The organism is Cupriavidus neocaledonicus (assembly GCF_000372525.1).
Classification (GTDB): Bacteria; Pseudomonadota; Gammaproteobacteria; order Burkholderiales; family Burkholderiaceae; genus Cupriavidus; species Cupriavidus neocaledonicus.
The window spans coordinates 39,118-60,330 of record NZ_AQUR01000090.1; the positions used below are offsets into that span (position 1 = coordinate 39,118).

Here is a 21,213-nt window from a genome sequence, read left to right on the forward strand (position 1 = left end):
GCTCCACGCGCCCAGCCCGTCACCGGGGTCGCCGCGCGCCCCCGCCATCCCCGTGGTCCCAAGCCATGGCCCACGCCGTCATCCGGTTGCGGACGGACCCGAGTCATTGCGCGAGGCGCGCAACCACTCTGGCAATTCGCCACGGGCGGCATAATCTTCCAGCCGGTTGTACAAAGTCTTCAGGCTGATGCCGAGGATCTCCGCGGCGTGCTTCTTGACCCCCGCGCACTGTTCCAGCGTGGCGAAGATCAGCTGGCGGTCGGCGTCGGCCAGCGACATCCCCACCGGCACCGACACCACCGCCGCGCCCGGCGCCTGCGTGGCCGCGACCTGCAGCGGCACCTGCGCCTCGGTGATGAGATCGTCGTCGGCCATGATGAAGGCGCGCTGGACGAAGTTGCGCAGCTCGCGCACGTTGCCAGGCCATGCATGCAGGCGCAGGCTGTCGAGCACATTGGGCGCGAAGCGGCGCTGCACGCCCTGCTCGGCATTGAGCTGGTCCAGCATCATGTTGGCGATCTGGATCACGTCGTCGCCGCGCGCGCGCAGCGGCGGCAGCTCCACCGGAAACACGTTGAGGCGGTGGAACAGGTCGGCGCGCAGCTTGCCGTCGGCGACTGCTTCCTCGGGGTTGCGGTTGGTGGCCGCCAGCACGCGCACGTCGGCATGGCATTCGCGGTTGGTGCCCACCCGCATGAAGGTGCCGGTCTCGAGCACCCGCAGCAGCTTGACCTGCAGCTCGGCGGGCATCTCGGTGATCTCGTCCAGGAACAGCGTGCCGCCGTCGGCGCGCTCGAAATAGCCCTTGTGCTGGCGGTCGGCGCCGGTAAAGCTGCCGCGCTCGTGGCCGAACATCTCGCTTTCTATCAGCGTGGGCGAGATCGCGCCGCAGTTCACCGCCAGGAACGGCTGGCGCCGGCGCGCCGAGAGTTCGTGCACGGTCTGCGCAGCCAGCTCCTTGCCGGTGCCGCTTTCGCCGATCAGCAACACCGTGGCCTCGGTGGGCGCAACGCGCGCCAGCTGGTCGTAGACCGCCTGCATCACCTCGGAGCTGCCCATCAGGCGCCCGAAGCGGCCGTAGCGGCGCAATTCGCCGCGCAGCGAATGGATCTCGGCGCGCAGCTCGCCGGTGGTGGCGAGGCGCTTGAGCACGGTCTGCAGGCGCGCGACGTTGATGGGCTTGACCAGGTAATCGGTGGCGCCGGCGCGCAGCGCTTCCACCGCGCTTTCCACGCTGGCGTAGCCGGTGGTCAGGATCACCTCGACGCCGGAGGCGCCGACCTCCTCGAACAGTTCCATGCCGTTGCCGTCCGGCAGGCGCAGGTCGGCCACGATGGCTTCCGGCATGCGCCAGCCGATCTGCAGCCGCGCTTCACGCAGCGTGCCGGCGGTGGCGGAGGTGAAGCCTTCCATGGCTACGATCTCGGCCAGGGCGGCGCATGCGTTTTCGTCGTCATCGACAATCAGGATGTGGGGCATACGATCCGTCAGTGAGACCTAATGGAAACTCAAGGCAAAGCCCCGGGCGCTGCCTTCCGCAACCGCAACACCGACCGGCGCAGGGTCTGCGGAAATCCGCCGGCGCGCCTCATGCGTGGCGCGTACGGCAGCCATGGCAGGGACAGGAGGCACGGCCCTGACTGCGGATTCTGGTCCGCGGGGCGGGTCCACACTGCGTAATGCCAGTCTAAGCCCGGGCAGGCACGGTCGTTGCCGGTGTCCGTCTGACACAGCTGTCGGAAGTTGCCGCGCAAGCGCGCGCCGCTATGGCAAGCCCCCACGCCAAAGGCTAGCATAGGAACTTCTCCCGGCAACCCGCCACGTGCAACCCTCGATCGGCCGATTTCGGGCCAGCAACCCGTGCCAGTGACCGCCAGCACTTCGCGGCGCAGCAACGCCGCCGCCCCTTCCAGCCACGCCGCCAGCCACGCCGCCGGCACCGCGCCGGCCAGCGAACCCGCGCCGCGCCGTGCCGTGCCGTCGCAGGTGTCGCTGCTGTGGGAAAGCACCGCGCCCGCGATGCAGCGCCTGCTGGCGCAGATCGAGCGCGTGGCGCCCACCGATGTCACCATGCTGGCCGTGGGGGAAAGCGGCTCGGGCAAGGAAGTGGTGGCGCGCGCGGTGCATGAGCGCAGCGCCCGTCGCAACGGCCCCTTCATTGCCGTCAACTGCGGCGCGATCCAGCCCACGCTGATCGAATCCGAACTGTTCGGCCATGAAAAGGGCGGCTTTACCGGCGCCATCGAGCAGAAGGCGGGCTACTTCGAGCAGGCCCAGGGCGGCACGCTGTTCCTGGACGAAGTCACCGAAATGCCGCTGGAGATGCAGATCAAGCTGCTGCGCGTGCTGGAAGGCCGCACCTTCCACCGCGTCGGCGGCGATACGCTGATCGCCACCGACGTGCGCATCCTGGCGGCCACCAACCGCGACCCGGTGGAAGCCGTGCGCGGCGGCCAGCTGCGCGAGGACCTGCTGTACCGGCTCGCGGTGTTCCCGTTGCATATCCCGCCGCTGCGCGAGCGGCCCGACGACATCGTGCCGCTGGCACGCCACTTCCTGGCCGAATACAACGCCATGGAGCGCACCGACAAGAGCTTTTCGGCGGGGTCGCTCGACCGCCTGGTGCGCTACGACTGGCCCGGCAATGTGCGCGAACTGAAGAACGCGGTCTACCGCGCCTTTATCCTCGCCGACAAGGTGGTGGAGATCGGCAATCCCAACCTCGCCACGCAGGCGCCGCGCCCGACCACCGTCGACGGCGTGGTCAACGTGCGCGTCGGCACCACGCTGGCCGACACCCAGCGCGAGATCATCATGGCGACGCTGGCGCGCTTCGACGGCGACAAGCGCCAGGCCGCGCGCGCCCTCGGCATCAGCCTGAAGACGCTCTACAACCGGCTCGACGCCTACCGCTCCTTGTGAGGCGCCGGGGCCGGCCCCACGGGGCTTGCCGGCACCGGCTCGGCCAGGGCCCGCGACAGGGCCTCGATCGACAGCGGCTTGGTCAGGTGTGCATCGAAGCCGGCCTCCCGGCTGCGGCGCTGGTCTTCGGCGGTGCCGCGCCCCGACAGCGCGAGGAACTGCACCACGTGGCCGCGCAAAGCCTTGCGCAGCGCTTCCAGGACTTCATAGCCCGACATGTCGGGCATCTGCAGGTCCAGCAGCACGCAGTCGGGCCGGAACGACGTGGCCACGCCGAGCGCCTGCTGGCCGCTGTGCGCAGCCTGGGCTTCGTGGCCGAGCAGGATCAGCAGTTCGGCCATGCTGTCGGCGGAGTCGGCATTGTCGTCGACCACCAGCACGCGCCGGCGCGGCGCCTTGCCCGGCGCCGGCGCGGCGGCCTCGGCCGGACGCGCGCTGGCGCGCGGCAGGATCACGGTGAAGGTGCTGCCCTTGCCCGCGCCCGCGCTGTCGGCCTGGATCGCGCCACCATGCGCTTCGAGGATGGCCTTGGCCAGCGCCAGGCCGATGCCAAGCCCGCTGCGGCTGCCGGCGTCGCTTTCCTGCGCGAACAGGTTGAAGATCCGGTCCAGCGCCGCGTGTTCCAGCCCGCGGCCGGTATCCGACACCGCGGTGATCACGCGCGCCGGCTCGACGCTGACCTGCACGCTGATGGTCCCCCCGCGCGGCGTGTACTTGGCCGCATTGCTGAGCAGGTTCAACAGCACCTGACCGAGCCGCGCGGCATCGGCCCGCACATAGGGCGAGACCTCGGGCAGCGCCACCACCAGCTGCTGGCCGGACGCTTCCAGCGTGGGACGGATCGCTTCGAGGCTGGTGGTGACCACGTCGTTGTACGACGTCGGCGTCAGTTCCATCTTGAGCTTGCCGGCGGTCACGCGGCCCACGTCGAGCAGGTCGTTGACCAGCCGCTCCACCTGGCGCAGCTGGCGGTCGATGATCTCGGCGCAGCGGCGCACGCGCGGCCCGGCGTCGGCGGTCAGCACGATCACTTCCACGGCATTGCGCACCGGCGCCAGCGGGTTACGCAGCTCGTGGGCGAGGATGGCGAGGAAGGACTGCAGCCGGCGGTTGCCGGCATCGAGCATTTCCAGCCGCAGCGCATCGCTGAGGTCGCGCGCGGTCCACAGCAGGCTTTCCGGGCACCCCGCCGCGTCGCGCACCAGCACCATGCGCGTGGCGCAGCGCACCACCGAGCCGTCCTTGCGCGCCAGGCGTTCTTCGCCGGCCCATTGGCCGCAGGCCCGCGCCGCTTCCAGCGCCGCCTGCGGGCGGCCCGCGGCGGCATCCTGGCGGGTATAGAGCCAGGCCAGCGGCTGGCCCGCCGCCTCTTCCGCGGTGTGGCCGGCAAGCGCGCGCGCGCCCGCGTTCCAGCTGCGGATGGTGCCGTCGAGCGAGAGTTCGCACACCGCCGTGCAGGGCAGGTTCTCGGCCAGCAGGCGCAGCTTGTCGCCGGCCAGGCGCGCTTGGTCGGCGGCGGCCTGCTGCACCGTGGTGTCACGGCACGAGACGATAAAGCCGGCGCCCGCGGCGCCGTCGGCAAACCCGCCTGCCGCACCTGGCGCAGGGGGCGACAGCTCGGCGATGCCGATGCGCCGCATCTCGCAGCGGGCGCGCAGCAGGCTGCCGTCGCGGCGCACGCGCCAGCCTTCATCCTGCGCCTGGCCGGCCTGCGCGGCCGCATCCAGCCATTGCTGCGGCAGCCCGGCGGCAACGTCTTCGGCACGGTGCAGCCGCGAAACATGGCAGCCGGCGATCTCCGCGGCACTGTAGCCGAACAGCCGGCGCGCCGGCTCGGGCCACGCCACGATCACGCCATGCGCGTCGAGCTCGAACACCGCGCAGTCCTGCACCGCGTCGAGCAGGCGGCGATACCGTTGCGCCAGTTGCGCAGCTTCATCCTCCGGCGCCAGGCCGGCGGAGGCTTCCAGCAGGGTCGAGCGAACTTCGCTTGCCACTTGCAGCCCGGACATGTGGACCTTCGGTAGGGTGGGATTGACGGCGGCAGGCCCGTGTCGCCGCACAGGGCCAAATGCCCGCGAACGCGGGCATTGCCAGTCAATGATAGGCGCTCGCGGCCCATGCGCCACCCGATATGGTGGCGCAGGACGCGCAGCGGCGGGCCGCGAACCAGGCCGCGCCACGCCGGCGGGGCGCTAGCGGCGGCGCAGCTGGACCATTGCCGCGACCGCGGCCGAGGCCCCCACCACCAGCGCGGTGGTCAGCATCGGGTAGCGCGCGGTAGTGGTGTAGGGGCAGGAGTGCAGCGCGGCGCGGGTGCCGGTGCGCTCCTGCAGGCCGCTGCCGCTGCCGTAGAGGGTATTGTCCTCGAGCGGGCCGGCCGGATGGCGGGTCTGCTGCGCGCGGCCCATGAAGCGGCGCATGAAGCGGTCGAAGGTGTGCGGCGCATGGTACGCGGCGGCCGAGAAGGCCTTGGCCGCCGCGCCGACGAACAGCTCGCGGCGCGGGTTTTCCGCGGCGAACAGGATCGCATCCGCGGCCAGCGCCGGGTCATACAGCGGCGGCGGCAGGCGCGGCTCGACGTCGAGGAAGTTCTTGGCGTGCATGGCCAGCGGGGTTTCCAGGCCGGCGGGCTTGATCAGGGTCACGCTGACCGGGGCCTGCTCCTGCTCCAGCTCCAGCCGCAGCGAATCGGTGAAGCCCTTGATCGCGTGCTGCGAGGCCGAGTAGGCGCTCTGCAGCGGCATCGGGCCGTCGGCGGCCTCGCTGCCCATGTTGATGATGGCGCCGCCACGCTCGCGCAGGTGCGCCGCGGCCGCCAGCGAGCCGTGCACGGTGCCCCAGTAATTGGTGTCGAACAGCCGCCGCTGGTCTTCCAGCGGCACGTCGCAATGGCGCCCGAAGATGGTCACGCCGGCATTGTTGATCCAGGTGTCGAAGCCACCGAAGCGCTCGATCGCGGCATGCGCCACCTTGCCGACCTCATCGTGCCGGCCGACATCGGCGACCACGGTGATCACTTCGGTGCCCTGCTCGCGCAACTCTTCCGCCAGCTGGTGCAGCGACCCCTCGCTGCGCGCCACCAGCACCAGTCGTGCGCCCTGCTGCGCCGCCTTGCGCGCAGTGACCAGCCCGACGCCACTGCTGGCGCCGGTCAGCACCATGACCTGCGAGCTGATTCTCTTCAAGGTGGGTTTCATCTGCCCTTCCTCCAGTGGGGAGGCCCGGCCCGGCGCCGGGCGTATCGGTCGAAAGTCGCAAGGAGCGTTCCCGTTGCGGACCCGCCGTGACCGCGGCGCCGGGGCATGGCGTCCACGGCAGATTTACAACGCCTGGTAAGAACCACATGGCGCCGGGGACGCATGCCGGTGATGGGCGCGGTTGTGCCGATCGGGCTGCCGCGTGCGGTGCGGCATGTAGGACGGGCGCCGATTTCAGCGCGGCCATGTGCTGCCTAAGCTGGATGCATCCACGCAACCGGCGACCGCCATGGCCAAGACCACTTCGCAGGACTCGGGCGCGCAGGGCGCCGCTGGCAAGCGGGCCGCGAAGCCTGCCGGCAGCACGGGCGGCAAGCCCGGCAAGACGACCGCGGCCAAGCCCGCAAGCAAGTCCGCCGGCAAGACCGCACGCACGCGCGCCGCAAGCGCCCGCCCGGCGGCACGCGGCGCGGCCCCGGCCCCCGCAACACCCGCGGCGCTCGATAAATACCGCCGCATGCGCGACTTCGGCGCGACCCCCGAGCCCAGCGGCGCCGCTGGCCGCGCCGCACCGCGCAAGCGCGCCGCGGCGTTGTCGTTCGTGATCCAGAAGCATGCGGCGCGGCGGCTGCACTACGATTTCCGGCTGGAGCTGGGCGGCACGCTCAAGAGCTGGGCCGTGCCCAAGGGGCCCAGCCTGGACCCGGCCGACAAGCGCATGGCGGTCCATGTGGAAGACCATCCGATGGACTACGCCGGCTTCGAAGGCGTGATTCCCGCCGGCCACTATGGCGCCGGCACGGTGATCGTCTGGGACCGCGGCACCTGGGTGCCGGTGGGCGACGCCGAGGCAGGCTACCGCAGCGGCAAGCTCAAGTTCGAGCTGCGCGGCGAAAAGCTGCACGGACACTGGACCCTGGTGCGCATGCACGGCAGCCGGCAGAAGGAGCAGGACGCCTGGCTGCTGATCAAGGAACGCGACGATGCCGCGGTGCCGGCGTCGGAGTTCGACGTGGTCGAAGCCCTGCCCGACAGCGTGCTGGGCGGCACGCAGCGCAAGCCCGCCGCCAAGCGCGCCGGCGCCGGCAAGCCAGCCACGGCGGCCGGAGAGGCCGGAGCGGCCGGAGCGGCAGAAGCGGCTATGCCTGCAGCGCACGATGCCCGCCGCGCGCTCAAGCCCCCGCCCGGCGCAACCCGCGCGGCGCTGCCGCTGGCACTGGCGCCGCAACTGGCAACGCTGGTCGAAAAACCGCCGCCCGACGCCGCGGCCTGGCGCTACGAAATCAAGTTCGACGGCTACCGACTGCTGGCGCGCGTCGACGGCAAGGACGTGCGGCTGTTCACGCGCCAGGGCCACGACTGGACCGGCAAGCTGCGCGCGGTGGCCCGTGACGTCGGCGCGCTGGGCCTGCCCGACGGCTGGCTCGACGGCGAGATCGTGGTGCTCGGCAAGCACGGCGAGACCGACTTCCAGGCCTTGCAGAATGCGTTCGACACTTCGCGTGTCGAAGCCATCCAGTACTTTGTCTTCGACTTGCCGTACTTTGCCGGCCACGACCTGCGCAAGGTGCCGCTGGTGGAGCGCCGCGCGCTGCTGCGCCGGATCTTCACGCTCAATGCCTCGCCGCGGTTGCAGTTCAGCGAAGACTTCGAAGCCAGCGCCGGCGACATGCTCGATGCGGCGTGCCGCATGAAGCTGGAAGGCGTGATCGGCAAGCGCGTCGACTCCGGCTACGTCAGCGCGCGCAGCAATACGTGGATCAAGCTCAAATGCACCTTGCGCCAGGAATTCGTGGTGGCGGGCTTTACCGATCCCAAGGGCAGCCGCACCGGCATCGGCTCGCTGCTGCTGGGCGTGCACGACAGCGGCGGACGCCTGCGCTATGCCGGCAATGTCGGCACCGGCTTCGACACCCGCACGCTGGACGAGCTGCGCGCGCAACTGGACGCGTTGCGTGCCGATGCCGCGCCGTTCCACACGGTGCCGGCGGGCGTGCGCGGGCATTGGGTCAAGCCCAGGCTGGTGGCCGAAGTCTCGTTCGGCAGCTGGACCCGCGAAGGCCGGGTGCGCCATGCGGTGTTCCACGGCCTGCGCACCGACAAGCCCGCCGGCGCGGTTTCGGTGGAGCAGCCGGCGGCGCCCGCGGGCCAAGGCAAGGCGGCGGCCACGACGCGGGAGAAAGCCACGGGCAGGCCCGCGCCGGGGAAGAAGGCCGGCGCGGCCAAGCGCCAGACCGCGGTGGGCGGCAAGGTCTCGATCAGCCACGCCGAACGCGTGATCGATGCCGGGTCGGGCCTGACCAAGGGCGAACTGGTGCGCTACTACGAACGCGCCGCGCCGCTGATGCTGCCGCACCTGCGCGGACGGCCGATCGCGATGGTGCGGGCGCCCTCGGGCGTGGGCGGCGAGCAGTTCTTCCAGCGCCACAGCGACACGCTGCGCGTGGAGGGACTCAACGTGCTGGACCCGGGCCTGTGGCCGGGACATCCCGCCCTGCTGGAGATCGCCTCGGCCGAGGCACTGGTCGCGGCGGCGCAGCTCAACGTGGTGGAATTCCACACCTGGAATGCGAGCAAGCGCAGCATCGACCGGCCCAACCGCATCATCTTCGACCTCGACCCCGGCGAGGGGGTGCCCTGGGCCCAGGTGCGGGAGGCGGCCGCGCTGATGAAGGCGCTGCTGGACGAGCTGGGTCTGTCCAGCTTCCTCAAGACCAGCGGTGGCAAGGGCCTGCACGTGGTGGTGCCGGTGACGCCGCGCGCGGGCTGGGACGAGCTGAAGGATTTCGCGCGCGACGTGGTGCTGCACATGGCCGCGACGCTGCCGCAGCGCTTCGTCGCCAAGAGTGGCGCGCGTAACCGGGTTGGCAAGATTTTCATCGATTACCTGCGCAACGGCATGGGCGCGACCACGGTAGCGGCGTTCTCGGCACGCGCGCGGCCCGGGCTGGGCGTATCGATTCCGGTGGCGTGGGACGAACTGGAGGCACTGACCAGCGCCGCGCAGTGGACCGTCGCCAACGTCGAAGCCAGGCTGGACGCGCTGGAGGCGGCGGATCCGTGGGCCGACTACGCCGGCACCCGGCAGGCCATCACGCGCGCCGCGGCACGGCTGGCGCGGACCGGCTAGCCTGCGCCAGCGGACTCCCTCGCGGACGTGGCGGCGGCACATTTCTTGCCCGTTGGTGGCGAGCGTGTCCCGGCGCTATCCACGCAGCAAGCCGCGCCGGGTCGGCAACACCCTACGGAGACAGACCATGCCCCCACTCAAGATCATCGCGAACCTGCGCGCCGCCGGCACCACCGGCGCGGCCCCGCGCAATCGCCGCAGCCTGCGCCGCCTGCTGGTGTCGTGCGCCATGCTGTCCTGCGCCGCCGCACCGGTGCAGGCCAAGCTGCCTCCGCCGACGCCCGAGCAGCAGCAGGCCGCCGAAGCCAAGAAGGCCAAGGAAGCCGAAACCGCCAAGCAGCAAGCCGACGCGCTGGCCGCGGTGCAGGACCGCATTGCCGCACGCTTTGGCAAGGGCACCGACTACAAGGGCTGGACCGAGCCGGGCAAGATCCCGCAGAAGGCAGCCGAAGCGCCGCGCTCCACCGGCCCGCAAGGCGGCACCTCGCCCAGCGCCGAGGCCCATAGCGGCGAGGCGGCGCGCCGCTAGCCCCGCACGGCGATCCGGCAGGTTTCGGTCCGGATGCCGGCATGCCACCCCGCGCTTTGCCCGCCCGCGACGTTGCCAAGCCGGCACGCCTCTTGCCACTGCGAAGCGGAACGGCCCGCGCAAAACTCCGCGGCGATGTTGATGAACAAGGGGACGGCGATGATCTGGGGGATGGGGGATTGCAGGATTTTCAAAGGCAGTGCGCGCCACCGTGGTAAGTCTTACACGCGACACCCCAGGACCGGCGCGCATTTACACGCCGCGACCGTGCCGTGCCGCCCGATGTCGGGGGCGCGCGCCGTAGCGCCGCGCAAGGTGCAGCCATGAAGCCGCAAAGCACGCGCGCCGCGCTGATCCTGAATGTGGAGGATCGTGAAGGACCGCGCTACGTCAAGAGCCGCATCCTGCATCGCGGCGGCTTTTCCGTGATCGAGGCCGTCACCGGCCATTCGGCGTTGTCGCTGGTGCGCCAGCACGAGCCGTCGCTGGTGCTGCTGTCGGCCAAGCTGCCCGATATCAGCGGCCTCGAAGTGTGCCGCCTGCTCAAGGAAGATCCGCAGACGGCGCGCACGCTGGTGCTGCTGACCTCGCCCGGGCTGGCGCAGTCGCGGCAGCGCGTGGAGGCGCTGAACTGTGGCGCCGACGGTTACCTGGTCGAGCCCGCGGAACCCGAGGAAGTGCTGTCCAGCATCCAGGCGCTGCTGCGCCTGCGCGGGGCCGAAGACGCCTACCACCGCACCTCGCGCGCGCTGCACGAGCATGAGGACATGTTCCGCCAGCTCGCCGAATCGCTGGCCGACGTGGTCTGGATCCTCGATCCGACAACGCGGCGGCTGCTGTTTGCCAGTTCGTCGCTGGCGACGATCTGCGGCCACTCGCCCGAGCAGCTGATGGACGATCCCCGCCGCTGCCTGGAACGCGTCGCGCCGTCCGACCGCGCGCGCGTCGAAGCCGCCGTGAGCAGCATGCTAAGCGACGGCAACATGGATATCGAATTCGCACTGGCCCTGCCCGGCGGCGAGACGCGCGAAGTCCGCGCGCGCGCGTTCCCCATGCGCAGCCGTGGCGGCGCCGACGACAACGGCCCGCAGGCTGTCGCGGGCGGCCCGCCGCTGCGCATTGCCGGGATCTGCCAGGATGTGACGCTGCAGAAACGCGCCGGGCGCACGCTGCGCAACGAGGAACGGCGCAAGGACCAGTTCCTGGCGATGCTGGCGCATGAGCTGCGCAACCCGCTGGCGCCGTTGCGCAGCGCCGCCGACCTGCTGCAGCAACTCGCGCCGACGCGCGAGGACATGTTCCGCGCGCGCGACATCATCGGCCGGCAGGTGCACCACCTGACCCGCCTGGTCGACGAGCTGCTCGACATCTCGCGCTTCAACCAGGGCCGCATCACGCTGCGGCAAGACCTGGTGGAGCTGCGCACCGCGCTCAATACCGCGGTGGAAGCGGTGCGTCCGGTGCTCGACGCCTACCGGCACACGCTGCGGCTGTCGCTGCCCGAACAGCCGCTGCCGGTGCGCGGCGACCTGGTGCGCCTGACGCAGATCTTCAGCAACCTGCTGCAGAACGCGGCCGCGTACACCCCGGCCGGGGGCGTGATCTCGGTCGAAGCCGGCTTCGACGAGAGCGCGCCCGAGACCGTGCCGGATGCGGTTTCGGGCGGACAGGTGACGGTACGCGTGCGCGACAACGGCACCGGCCTGTCCGCAGCACTGCAGCGGCAACTGTTCGATCCGCTGGCCCCGCCCGACCCGGCCGGGGACAACGAGGCCCCCACGGAAGCATCGCACAGCGCCTTTCCGCATGATGGACCGGGCATTGGCCTCACGCTGGTGCAAAAGCTGGTGCAGCTGCACGGCGGCACCATCCGCGCCTTCAGCGCGGGCCCCGGCCAGGGCAGCACCTTCACCGTGACGCTGCCGGTCGAGCCGTGGCAGCACTGGCATCCCGGGTCCGGCAAGGCCGGCCCGCGACGCAGCGTGCCGCGCCGCATCCTGTTGGTGGACGACAACGTCGACGCGCTCGAGGCCATGACGATGGCGCTGCAGGCCATGGGGCACACCGTGGTGACCGCGCCCGACGGCCCCAGCGCGCTGGCGCGCGCCAGCGACGCGCGCCCGGACCTGGTGCTGCTGGACCTGGGCATGCCGGCCATGGACGGCTTCGAAACCGTGCGCCGGCTGCGCGCGCTGCCCGAACTGCGCGGCGCCAGGCTGGTCGCGCTGACCGGCTTCGGCCAGCCCGAGGACCGCCGCCGCGCACTGGCGGCGGGATTCGACCAGCACCTGGTCAAGCCCGCCGACCTGGACGCGCTGACGCGGCTGCTCGATGAACTGGACCAGGAGCGCGCCTAGCGTCATGCCCGCGCCCGCCGGAGCCTTCACCCAAGCATTCAACAAGGAGCTATCCGTGCATACCACGCCCGATCCCGACATCCCGCCCCGCGAGCCCGAAGTCCCGCCGCCGGAGCCGCCGCCGGGCCCGCCCCAACCCGTGGAAGACCCGCCTCCGGGCGACATGCCGCCACCGCCGCCGCAACGCGCGGGCGCCCGTGGCAAAGGAGCGATCAAGTGTCTCGCATCATCTGGAAAGGCGCCATAGCCTTCGGCCTCGTCAACATTCCCGTCGTGCTGCGCCCCGCGTCGCGCAGCCAGTCGCTCGACCTGGACCTGCTGGACGTGCGCGACATGGCCCCGGTGGGCTACCAGCGCATCAACAAGAGCACCGGCAAGCCGGTCGACAAGGAGCATATCGTCAAGGGCTACCAGTACGCCAAGGACGAGTACGTGCTGCTCAACGATGAAGATTTCCGCCGGGCCAATGTCGAGGCCACGCAGACCGTGGACATCGTCAGCTTTGTCGACGCCGAGAGCATTCCGCCGTACTACTTCGACACTCCGTACTACCTCGAGCCCGACAAGCGCGGCGAGCGCGGCTATGCACTGCTGCACGAGACCATGCGCCGCACCGGCAAGGCCGCGCTGGCGCTGGTGGTGCTGCGCGCCCGCCAGCACCTCGCGGCGATGCTGGTGCATGACGATGCGCTGGTGCTGAACACCATGCGCTTCGCCGACGAGGTGCTGCCGATCGCCGAACTGCGCCTGCCCAAGGCAGCCAGCGGCAAGGCCACCGGCGCACGCGCGCGCGAGATCGAGATGGCCACCAAGCTGGTCGAAGACATGACCGAGGACTGGGCCCCCGAGCAATACCGGGACACTTACCGCGACGACCTGATGGCGCGCATCGAGGAAAAGATCGAATCCGGCAAGACCCACCAGCTGACCCCGGCCGCGGAAGAGGAAGAAGCCCCGCGCCAGGGCGCCAAGGTCATCGACATGGTGGCGCTGCTGCGCCAGAGCCTGGGCAAGCGCGGCGGCAAGGGCAAGCAGGAAGACGAGAGCGAGGCCGAGGCCGAGACCGAAACCGAGACCGATGCCGAAGCCGAAGCCGAGCCCGCGCGCCGCAAGACCCCTGCGCGGCACGCCGCCGCGCGCAAGCAGCCCGCGGCGAAGCGCTCCAGCGCCACGCCGGCCAGGCGCACGCGCAGTACGAGCTCGAAGACCACCAGCACCAAGCGCCCCGCCAAGAGCGGATCGCACGCGCCGGCCGCGCGCAAGAGCGCCGGCGCGACAGGCAGGAAGCGCGCGGCTTGAACGCCCGGCGAGCCACGACGACACCACCGTCCACACGTGCCGCCTGTGTACCCCCTCTCCCGCGCGGAGAGGGCCAGCGCCTCGACGGAGTTCAACACGTCGGGAATGCCGCCGGCTGCCCTGAAGGCGTCGACAGCATGCCACCACCGCCCTTCATCGCGCCGACACCTTCAAATTGTCATTGACCGACGTCACGCCCTCGACGCTGCGAATCGTCTTCAACGCAAGGTCATGCTGCTGCTGCGTCGGCACCGTGCCGCTGACCTCAACCGCGCCCTGCTGCGTCTTCACATGAATGCCGGTGGACTTGAGATCCTTGATGCCGAGCAGCCGGGTCTTGATTTTCGTAGTGATGGCGCTGTCCTCGAGGCTTTGCCCGGCCGGGTCGACCCCAGTCACCGCGCTGGTATCCGGGTCGGGCCGCCCCGGCATGCCCGGCGCCGAGTTGACCGGTGCCACCGGCGCATCGTCGGCAGCAACGAAGACCAGCCCGCTCTTGTCGAGCGCCAGCGCACTGCCGGCAGCCGCCGCCAGCGCCGCGGCGCAGGCCATGCGCACGGTGCGCGCGGTGATTCGGGAAAATCGCATGGCTTCCTCCTTGACGGTCCAGCGCACCCGCTGCCGGGCCGGCACGCGGCGCCACTGGCAAGCCATTTTTCAGCAAGCTCCATACCCGCGGCGGCGGGCCGGGTTGGGCCCACCGCAGCCGGCGGGACGCTGTGTAAAACGGGCCACGCGTTGTAAAAGCGCCGCGGCGCGCGCGTGGCGCATCGCGCGCATCGCACCGACCCAGGCGGCGTAGCGGCGCTGTCGCGCTTGGCATGGCGATTGCGAAGCAAGGTCTGCGGCAGTTCGCCGCGTCAAGGAGCTAGCAATGGGACAGCAGCAACAGCCGGGTCAATCGCAGTCGGGCCAATCGCAATCGGGCCAGAAGCAGCAGGAACAATCGCAAACTGGCCAACGCGGCAGCCAGCAGCAACCTGGACAACAAGGCGGCGGGCAGATGGGTGACAAGGACCGCATGCAGGATCAACAGCAGCAGCAGGACCGCGGCAGCTCGCAGCCTGGCCAGCAAAGCGGCCAGCGCAGCGGCCAGCAAAGCGGCCAGGGCGGGCAGATGGGTGGTCAGCAGGGTGGACAAGGCGGACAAGGCGGACAACGCCAGCAGTAACACCCAGCCGCTACAACAAGGCAGCTATCCGGGTATGTGCGTGAGCAACATGCGGTGCTGACGCAGGGGCATACGCCGGAGATTGGCAGGCCGGAACCCTGAAAGGGGCTCCGGCCCTTTTTACGCGTGGGGTCACGGCGGCGCGTTGCGCGCGCAGGGCGCCGCCATCCCGTGTATGCTGGCCGTGACCCGATCCCTTTTTCTTCCAGGCAGTTCCCGCCTTGTCCAGCGTCACCGACCCCGCCCCGGGCAGCGCCACGCCGCAGCGCCGCGGCCCGTTGCATCAGCTCTCCGCAAGACTGCGGGAGCAGGCCGGTGCGCACGTACGCGCGCTGACCCGCAGCAACTCCGGCCTGCGCCTGGACTATGACAATCCCCCCGGCGACCCCGGCCTGTTCGGCCCGGAAGCGGTTTGCTGGCGCGTGCATGCGGATTTTCCCGCGATGCTGGCCGGCGGGGTCAGCGCGTTGCTGCTGCAGACCTTGCATCCGCTGGCACTGGCAGGGGTATGGGACCACTCCAGTTTCCGCACCGACATGCAGGGACGGCTGGGCCGCACCGCGCAGTTCATTGCCGGCACCACCTATGGCAGCCGTGCCGACGCCATGGCGCTGATCGAACGGGTGCGGCGCATCCATACCGGCGTGTCCGGCATCGCGCCGGACGGACGGCCCTACGCGGCGTCGGACCCCGCGCTGCTGACCTGGGTGCACGTGGCCGAGGTATCGAGCTTCCTCGCAGGCTACCTGCGCTATGTCGGCCCGCTCGGCGCGGCCGAGCAGGACCGCTATTACGCCGAAGTGGCCCGCATCGCACAGTTGCTCGGCGCGGCCGAGGTGCCGCGCTCGCGCGCCGAAGTGGACGCCTATCTCGAATCCATGCGGCCCGCGCTGCTGGCCAGCGAGCGCACCCGCGAAGTGGTACGGCTGGTCAGGAAGATGCCGGTGGCCAATCCGCTGCTGCAGCCGGCAGTCCGCATCATGGCCGACGCCGGCATCGCACTGCTGCCGCCATGGGCGCGCCGCCAGCTTGAGCTGGATGGGCCGTCGATCCGCCGCCCCGCGGCGCTGGCCGGCATGCGCGTGCTCGCCCCGGCACTGCGCTGGGCCCTGGGCGCCGGCCTGGCCGCGCGGGCCCGGCGGCGCGTGGCGCTCGGCACGGACGCCCGGGCGGGTTGAGGGATCGAGGCCGGAGCGACCGCGACCGACGCGCGCGGCGACGACACCGGCCGATCAGCGAACGCTTCTGGAAGGGAAAACGGAATTAGCGGCGGAATCCCCCGCATTTCACGAAATCGGGCCGCCGGGAAGTGGCGTTAAATGTCGCTGGGCATTCCGAACGGCCGGTCAGGTAATTCGACCGCCCGGCCACTGCGCCGCAGAGCGCGATTCAAACGACGCGGGCAAAAAAAAGCCCACGCGCGGGGTGCTCGTAGGCTTTCCAGGACTGCTCGAGCCAAACAGCTCTTGTGACGAATATAAACGCGCTTACATGAGGTGTAAATCCCGCTTCTATCAGGGGATTCCCCTAGCGCGAAACGCGCGCTTTTGCGTATTTCTGGCAATTCTGCCCCTGAAATCATTTTCAGGTTATTTCTTGCAGAGGCTGGCAAATCCCCGCCAGCCCAATGCCCGCCTGCGCTTGCCGGCCAAGGGCGCGCCTCCGCTCGCCCGCTCGGGCGCAGCTATCTATCAAAAAATACGACGGAACGCAACAAAATAAGTAGAGCATTGCCTCTAGATGATGAGTGCCATGCCGTCCGTCAACGCTTGTAAAACTTTGTTACCCTCAGCCCTGAAGTATTCCCCTTCTCTTCTGGCAGCGCCAACCGCCGGCCATTGCGCGACATTCCGTGGCCCGCACGCCGGGCCGGGCCTGGGCGCAATGCAGGCGGCCAGCCCGGTCGCCGTTACCGAGAGCGGATGTTTCCCCTGCCGCCCAGGCCGTGCCGCATCCCAGGCCGCCGGCCAACGGACCGTTATCAGCCGCCAGAACCCTTGCGGGCTCTTCCGGAGTCGTTGTGAAGAAGAAGGAAATCCCGCCCAAGCAACCCAGCCGACGGCAACTGCAGTCCCAGCAATTCGCGGCGTACCGCATCACCCAGTCGCCGGTGATCGTGCATTTATCCAATGGCGCCCGGCTGCACGGGCTGGTGCTGGCCGCCGACGATTTCGTGCTGCTGCTCGGCCGGCGGCCCGACGACATCCAGCCCACCGTGGTCTACAAGCGCGCCATCTGCCTGGTCACGTCGGCCGACGCGCCGGAGGCGATAGGCGTGGCACCGGAAGCGGTGGCCGCGCCGGATTTCGTGCCGCTCTATATTCCGCGCACGCGCAAGCGGCGCTAGGCCGGCGCACGGCCCAAACCCTTTCCCACCCCCGACCCACGTCGCCGTACGACGCCTCCCCCGCCCTGCCGGCACCCCGCGAAACTATCGCGGAGATCACTCTAAACCTTTGCCTTGCCCGGTCGATAACCCAAGCAACGGAGGCACTCTACGCCCTGCAAAGCAGGCCGCCAACGTTACGGCACTAGCCGGAATGCCCAAAACTTTGCATACAGGAGTCGTACCATGGCGCAAGTCATTAACACCAACTCGTTGTCTCTGATGACTCAGAACAACCTGAACGCTTCGCAATCGTCGCTGAACACCGCGATCCAACGCCTGTCGTCGGGCCTGCGCATCAACAGCGCCAAGGACGACGCCGCCGGCCAGGCCATTGCGAACCGCTTCACCGCCAACATCAAGGGCCTGACCCAAGCCCAGCGCAACGCCAACGACGGCATCTCGCTGGCGCAGACCACTGAAGGCGCGCTGACCGAAGTCAACAACAACCTGCAGCGTATCCGTGAACTGAGCGTGCAGGCCGCCAACGGCTCCAACTCGGGTTCGGACCTGAAGTCGATCCAGGATGAAATCACCCAGCGCTTGGCTGAAATCGACCGTACGTCGCAACAGACCGACTTCAACGGCGTGAAGGTCCTGTCGAGCAGCGCCAAGCCGTTGACGATCCAGGTTGGCGCGAACGATGGCGAAACCATCACGATCAACCTGACGGAAATCAGCTCCAAGACCCTGGGCATGCAAGGCTTCAACGTTGCCGGCCCGACGGCGACGGCCAGCTTCGCCTTCGACGGCACGACCGCATCCGCCGCCGGCGACGCACCGACGGCTGCGCAGCTGCAGGCTATCTATGGCTCGACCACTGCCGTCACGGCCACGACCGTGGCAGAGAAGACCACTGACGATCTGTCGACCAAGCTCGGCCTGGCTGCCGGCGGCGCGACCCTCACTGGCAACGCGGTGGCCGACAAAAACGGTAACCTGTACGCGGAAGTGAAGATCACCCCGGCAAGCGCTGGTGAAGCCACCTCGCTGATCAACCAAGGCTTCACCGGGGCTGTGAACGGCACCTCGATGTACCGCTACGTCGCACTGGACCCGCAGTCGGCCGACACGACGACGACCAGCGGCACCGCCGCATTTACCGTCGACACGTCGAAGATCTCCGTGGGCAGCCTGCAGACCGGCTCGACCGCCAGCCCGCTGGCTTCCATCGATGCCGCCATCAAGAAGGTCGACGACCTGCGCAGCTCGCTGGGCGCGGTGCAAAACCGTTTTGACTCGGTGATCTCCAACCTGGGCACCGCCGTGACGAACCTGTCGGCCTCGCGCTCGCGCATCCAGGACGCCGACTACGCAACGGAAGTGTCGAACATGACCCGCGCGAACATCCTGCAACAAGCTGGTACCTCGGTTCTGGCGCAAGCCAACCAGACCACGCAAGGCGTGCTGTCGCTGCTGCGTTAATCGCATCCGCAGACTGGCATACGAGGCTGGGCCGCAAGGCCCGGCCTTTTTGCCAACGCCCAGGAACGCGCTGGAGCGTTTCGCAGGCAGACCGCTGCCCGCCAAGCGTTTCACCCTGAACCAGCCACACGCCAACGGAGCACAGCATGGCGCTTCTTCCCACCGTGAACCTGACCGCAGGACGCCTGCCGCCCGACGTGCCGGCCCACGGCACGGCGGCGATGCCCGCACGCGCCGGCCTGCGCGCGCCGGAGGAAGACGTCGCCAATGCCCCGGCACAGACCGGCGCCACCTCCGCCGCAATCAGCGAGCTGGTGGAAGCGTTCAAGACCACCTCGATCGGGCTGCGCTTCGAGATCGACGAAACCACGCACCGCGTCATCACCAAGGTGGTCGACAAGGAAACCGGCGACCTGATCCGGCAGATGCCGACCGAAGAGCTGCTGCGCATCGCCCGCGCGATCGACAAGCTGCAGGGGCTGTTCGTCAGCCAGGCGGCCTGAGACCTGATCAACAGTTGAAGACGAGACAATAAAATGGCAACGATCTCCTCCATCGGCATCGGCTCCAACCTGGACCTGAGCACCCTGCTGGACCAGCTGCAGAAGGCCGAGCAGGTGCCGCTCGAGGCCATCAACACCCAGGCCAAGAGCTACCAGACCAAGCTGTCCGCGTACAGCCAGGTGCAGAGCGTGCTGGATGCGTACAAGGCCGCCGCCACGAAGCTGTCCGGCGCCGCCACCTTCGGCGCGGTCAAGGCCGCGGTCGGCACGCCGGACGTCATGTCGGTGACCACCGCGGCCAATGCCGTGCCGGGCAACTACACCATCACCGTCAACACGCTGGCGACCGCGCAGTCGCTGGTCAGCGGCAACGTGGCCGACCAGAAGGCCGCGATCGGCGGCGGCGAGCTGGTGTTCGACTTCGGCGAGGCGCTGGCCACCGGCGGCGCTCCCGCCAGCACCAAAAAGGTCACCATTGCGGCGGGCTCGTCGCTCGAGGGCATGCGCGATGCCATCAACAAGGCCGGCATCGGCGTGACCGCCAGCATCGTCAATGACGGCAGCGCCAGCCCGTACCGCCTGGTGCTGACCTCGGACAAGACCGGCACGCAGGCCACCATGCGCGTGTCCTCGACGGACCCGGCGCTGAACAACGTGGTCGCCTTCGACCCGGCCGCCGCGCCCGCGGCCAACAAGATGGAACAGAAGGTGCCGCCGGCCAACGCGACGCTGAAGATCAACGGCATCGACGTGGTCAGCCAGAGCAATGCCGTGGTGGACGCCGCGCAGGGCGTGACCATGAACCTGTCGAAGACCGGCACCACCTCGCTGGTGGTAACGCGCGACAACGACGCGATCAAGGCCTCGATCCAGGCCTTCGTCACCGCGTACAACAACATCCAGAGCACCGCCAAGTCGCTGACGGCGTTCGATACCAAGGCCGGCACGTCGGCCGCGCTGACCGGCGACGGCACGCTGCGCTCGATCCAGTCGAGCCTGCGATCGATGCTGGGCGGCGCCATGGACGACGGCAACGGCGGCACCATCACGCTGATCGACGTCGGCATCACGTTCCAGAAAGACGGCACCATGAAGCTGGACGATGCCAAGCTGACCAAGGCGCTGAACGACAACCTGGGCGGGGTCACGTCCCTGTTCTCCAGCACCACCGGCGACGGCGGCATCGGCAAGCGGGCCACCGCCTATATCGAGGGCCTGAGCAAGACCGACGGCGCGCTCAAGGTAGCGCAGGATGGCATTACCAAGACGCTGAAGGACCTGGAGGACGACTATGACCGCGTCCAGGACCGCGTCACCGCCACCGTCGACCGCTACAAGGCCCAGTTCACACAGCTGGACCTGGTGGTGGCGCAGATGAACCGCACCAGCAGCTACCTGACGCAGCAGTTCAACGCGCTTAACAACAGCATCAAGAAGTAAGCCGCCGCATCCCACCGCCACTTAGGAATCCAAGCCATGTTCGCCCGCGCATCCGCCAACGCCTACGCCCAGGTCGGCGTCCAGACCGGTGTCATGAGCGCCAGCCCGCACAAGCTGATCACCATGCTGTACGACGGCGCGCGCGCCGCGATCGCGCGGGCCAGGTTCCACTTGGAGGGCGGCAATGTCGCCGAACGCGGCAATGCCATCTCCAAGGCCATCGACATCATCGACAACGGCCTGCGTGCCGTGCTCGACCACGACGCCGGCGGCGAGATCTCGGCCAACCTCGAAGCGCTGTACGAATACATGGTGCGCCGGCTGATGCTGGCCAACCTGCGCAGCGACGCGGCGCTGCTGGCCGAGGTCGACGCGCTGCTGGAAAGCCTGGCCTCGGCCTGGGCACAGATCGATGACGCGGCCGCCGGGACCGAGCGGCAACCCGCCTTACAGGACAACTGACATGGCCTTCCCTCCAGTGTTTTCGCCGATCGTGGCCTGCTACGAGGAAATCCTCGCGCTGTCCGCGCGCATGCATGAGGCCGCGCAAGGCGCGGACTGGGACACGGTGACCACCCTGCAGCAGGCCTACCTGGCACAGGTGGAGCGCCTGCGCCTGCTCGACCACGACGCCCCCTTCTCCGATGCCGAGCGCATGCGGCGCTACCAGCTGCTGGATCGCATCCTGACCTACGACGCCCGCATCCGCGACCTGGCGCTGCCGCAACTCAAGCGGCTCGGCGACATGCTGACCAGCTCGCGCCGGCAGTTCGAGCTGAGCGCCGCGTATGGTGCGACGGCAGGCGCCACCACCTGAGGCGGACTGGGCGCCGCTCCCCGGGGCGGACTGA

The 21,213-nt window shown here is 69.3% G+C and carries 18 protein-coding genes; 12 read left to right on the top strand and 6 right to left on the bottom strand.

Annotated features, from left to right (window positions below):
* Nucleotides 1-78: 78 nt before the first annotated feature.
* On the bottom strand, nt 79-1,479 hold the full coding sequence (locus A3AG_RS0111530; protein WP_018005543.1) for a sigma-54-dependent transcriptional regulator: 1,401 nt from the start codon (nt 1,477-1,479) through the stop codon (nt 79-81).
* A gap of 381 nt (nt 1,480-1,860) precedes the next feature.
* On the opposite strand from A3AG_RS0111530, the gene A3AG_RS0111535 reads away from it, so the two are divergent.
* A complete protein-coding gene (locus A3AG_RS0111535; protein ID WP_018005544.1) occupies nt 1,861-2,922 on the top strand; it encodes a sigma-54 interaction domain-containing protein in 1,062 nt (353 codons plus the stop codon).
* Here A3AG_RS0111535 and A3AG_RS0111540 read toward each other — a convergent pair.
* Entirely contained in the window at nt 2,907-4,934 is a 2,028-nt protein-coding gene (locus A3AG_RS0111540; RefSeq protein WP_018005545.1) for a hybrid sensor histidine kinase/response regulator, read from the bottom strand. The genes A3AG_RS0111535 and A3AG_RS0111540 overlap by 16 nt on opposite strands.
* Nucleotides 4,935-5,117: 183 nt before the next feature.
* Nucleotides 5,118-6,122, bottom strand: coding sequence for an SDR family oxidoreductase (locus A3AG_RS0111545; protein ID WP_018005546.1), 1,005 nt, complete (start codon nt 6,120-6,122; stop codon nt 5,118-5,120).
* A 289-nt stretch (nt 6,123-6,411) separates the two neighbouring features.
* Between A3AG_RS0111545 and ligD the strand changes: the two genes are divergently transcribed.
* Both ligD and A3AG_RS0111555 read left to right on the top strand, forming a co-directional pair.
* Nucleotides 6,412-9,252 carry a DNA ligase D gene (ligD, locus tag A3AG_RS0111550; protein ID WP_018005547.1) on the top strand — a complete coding sequence of 947 codons (2,841 nt, stop codon included), beginning with the start codon at nt 6,412-6,414 and terminating at the stop codon, nt 9,250-9,252.
* Nucleotides 9,253-9,379: 127 nt separating this feature from the next.
* Nucleotides 9,380-9,781 (top strand): hypothetical protein, encoded by a 402-nt coding sequence (locus tag A3AG_RS0111555; RefSeq protein ID WP_018005548.1) that lies wholly within the window; start codon nt 9,380-9,382, stop codon nt 9,779-9,781.
* Here A3AG_RS0111555 and A3AG_RS0111560 read toward each other — a convergent pair.
* Complete coding sequence (locus A3AG_RS0111560; RefSeq protein WP_018005549.1) at nt 9,778-9,975, bottom strand: hypothetical protein; 198 nt, start codon at nt 9,973-9,975, stop codon at nt 9,778-9,780. The genes A3AG_RS0111555 and A3AG_RS0111560 overlap by 4 nt on opposite strands.
* Before the next feature lie 129 nt (nt 9,976-10,104).
* Between A3AG_RS0111560 and A3AG_RS0111565 the strand changes: the two genes are divergently transcribed.
* Nucleotides 10,105-12,138: a hybrid sensor histidine kinase/response regulator gene (locus tag A3AG_RS0111565; RefSeq protein WP_018005550.1), complete on the top strand. Its 2,034-nt coding sequence runs from the start codon at nt 10,105-10,107 to the stop codon at nt 12,136-12,138.
* 216 nt (nt 12,139-12,354) lie between these two features.
* Nucleotides 12,355-13,437, top strand: coding sequence for a non-homologous end joining protein Ku (gene ku, locus A3AG_RS0111570; protein ID WP_018005551.1), 1,083 nt, complete (start codon nt 12,355-12,357; stop codon nt 13,435-13,437).
* Nucleotides 13,438-13,590: 153 nt separating this feature from the next.
* Here ku and A3AG_RS0111575 read toward each other — a convergent pair whose 3' ends face one another.
* Together A3AG_RS0111575 and A3AG_RS0111580 are read right to left on the bottom strand one after the other, a co-directional pair.
* Nucleotides 13,591-14,025, bottom strand: a complete 435-nt coding sequence (locus A3AG_RS0111575; RefSeq protein ID WP_026164120.1) for a BON domain-containing protein — start codon at nt 14,023-14,025, stop codon at nt 13,591-13,593.
* A 280-nt stretch (nt 14,026-14,305) separates the two neighbouring features.
* Complete coding sequence (locus tag A3AG_RS0111580; RefSeq protein WP_181955796.1) at nt 14,306-14,578, bottom strand: hypothetical protein; 273 nt, start codon at nt 14,576-14,578, stop codon at nt 14,306-14,308.
* 251 nt (nt 14,579-14,829) lie between these two features.
* Between A3AG_RS0111580 and A3AG_RS31590 the strand changes: the two genes are divergently transcribed.
* The 7 genes from A3AG_RS31590 to A3AG_RS0111615 all read left to right on the top strand — a co-directional run bounded on the left by A3AG_RS31590 (nt 14,830) and on the right by A3AG_RS0111615 (nt 21,179).
* Entirely contained in the window at nt 14,830-15,786 is a 957-nt protein-coding gene (locus tag A3AG_RS31590; protein ID WP_018005554.1) for an oxygenase MpaB family protein, read from the top strand.
* An 842-nt stretch (nt 15,787-16,628) separates the two neighbouring features.
* Nucleotides 16,629-16,955 carry an RNA chaperone Hfq gene (locus A3AG_RS0111590; RefSeq protein WP_018005555.1) on the top strand — a complete coding sequence of 109 codons (327 nt, stop codon included), beginning with the start codon at nt 16,629-16,631 and terminating at the stop codon, nt 16,953-16,955.
* Nucleotides 16,956-17,180: 225 nt separating this feature from the next.
* Nucleotides 17,181-18,419 (top strand): flagellin FliC, encoded by a 1,239-nt coding sequence (locus tag A3AG_RS0111595; protein WP_018005556.1) that lies wholly within the window; start codon nt 17,181-17,183, stop codon nt 18,417-18,419.
* 146 nt (nt 18,420-18,565) lie between these two features.
* A complete protein-coding gene (locus A3AG_RS0111600; RefSeq protein WP_018005557.1) occupies nt 18,566-18,922 on the top strand; it encodes a flagellar protein FlaG in 357 nt (118 codons plus the stop codon).
* Nucleotides 18,923-18,955: 33 nt separating this feature from the next.
* Nucleotides 18,956-20,362 carry a flagellar filament capping protein FliD gene (gene fliD, locus A3AG_RS0111605; protein ID WP_018005558.1) on the top strand — a complete coding sequence of 469 codons (1,407 nt, stop codon included), beginning with the start codon at nt 18,956-18,958 and terminating at the stop codon, nt 20,360-20,362.
* A gap of 36 nt (nt 20,363-20,398) precedes the next feature.
* Nucleotides 20,399-20,824, top strand: a complete 426-nt coding sequence (fliS, locus tag A3AG_RS0111610) for a flagellar export chaperone FliS (protein ID WP_018005559.1) — start codon at nt 20,399-20,401, stop codon at nt 20,822-20,824.
* 1 nt (nt 20,825) lies between these two features.
* Nucleotides 20,826-21,179, top strand: coding sequence for a flagellar protein FliT (locus tag A3AG_RS0111615; protein ID WP_018005560.1), 354 nt, complete (start codon nt 20,826-20,828; stop codon nt 21,177-21,179).
* Nucleotides 21,180-21,213: the final 34 nt, after the last annotated feature.

What these genes read in the sequence shown, in the direction of transcription:
- A3AG_RS0111530 (WP_018005543.1), bottom strand. Translation starts at nt 1,479, where the DNA reads ATGCCCCACATCCTGATTGTCGATGACGACGAAAACGCATGCGCCGCC.
- A3AG_RS0111540 (WP_018005545.1), bottom strand. Translation starts at nt 4,934, where the DNA reads ATGTCCGGGCTGCAAGTGGCAAGCGAAGTTCGCTCGACCCTGCTGGAA.
- A3AG_RS0111545 (WP_018005546.1), bottom strand. Translation starts at nt 6,122, where the DNA reads ATGAAACCCACCTTGAAGAGAATCAGCTCGCAGGTCATGGTGCTGACC.
- ligD (WP_018005547.1), top strand. Translation starts at nt 6,412, where the DNA reads ATGGCCAAGACCACTTCGCAGGACTCGGGCGCGCAGGGCGCCGCTGGC.
- A3AG_RS0111555 (WP_018005548.1), top strand. Translation starts at nt 9,380, where the DNA reads ATGCCCCCACTCAAGATCATCGCGAACCTGCGCGCCGCCGGCACCACC.
- A3AG_RS0111565 (WP_018005550.1), top strand. Translation starts at nt 10,105, where the DNA reads ATGAAGCCGCAAAGCACGCGCGCCGCGCTGATCCTGAATGTGGAGGAT.
- A3AG_RS0111575 (WP_026164120.1), bottom strand. Translation starts at nt 14,025, where the DNA reads ATGCGATTTTCCCGAATCACCGCGCGCACCGTGCGCATGGCCTGCGCC.
- A3AG_RS0111595 (WP_018005556.1), top strand. Translation starts at nt 17,181, where the DNA reads ATGGCGCAAGTCATTAACACCAACTCGTTGTCTCTGATGACTCAGAAC.
- A3AG_RS0111600 (WP_018005557.1), top strand. Translation starts at nt 18,566, where the DNA reads ATGGCGCTTCTTCCCACCGTGAACCTGACCGCAGGACGCCTGCCGCCC.
- fliD (WP_018005558.1), top strand. Translation starts at nt 18,956, where the DNA reads ATGGCAACGATCTCCTCCATCGGCATCGGCTCCAACCTGGACCTGAGC.
- fliS (WP_018005559.1), top strand. Translation starts at nt 20,399, where the DNA reads ATGTTCGCCCGCGCATCCGCCAACGCCTACGCCCAGGTCGGCGTCCAG.
- A3AG_RS0111615 (WP_018005560.1), top strand. Translation starts at nt 20,826, where the DNA reads ATGGCCTTCCCTCCAGTGTTTTCGCCGATCGTGGCCTGCTACGAGGAA.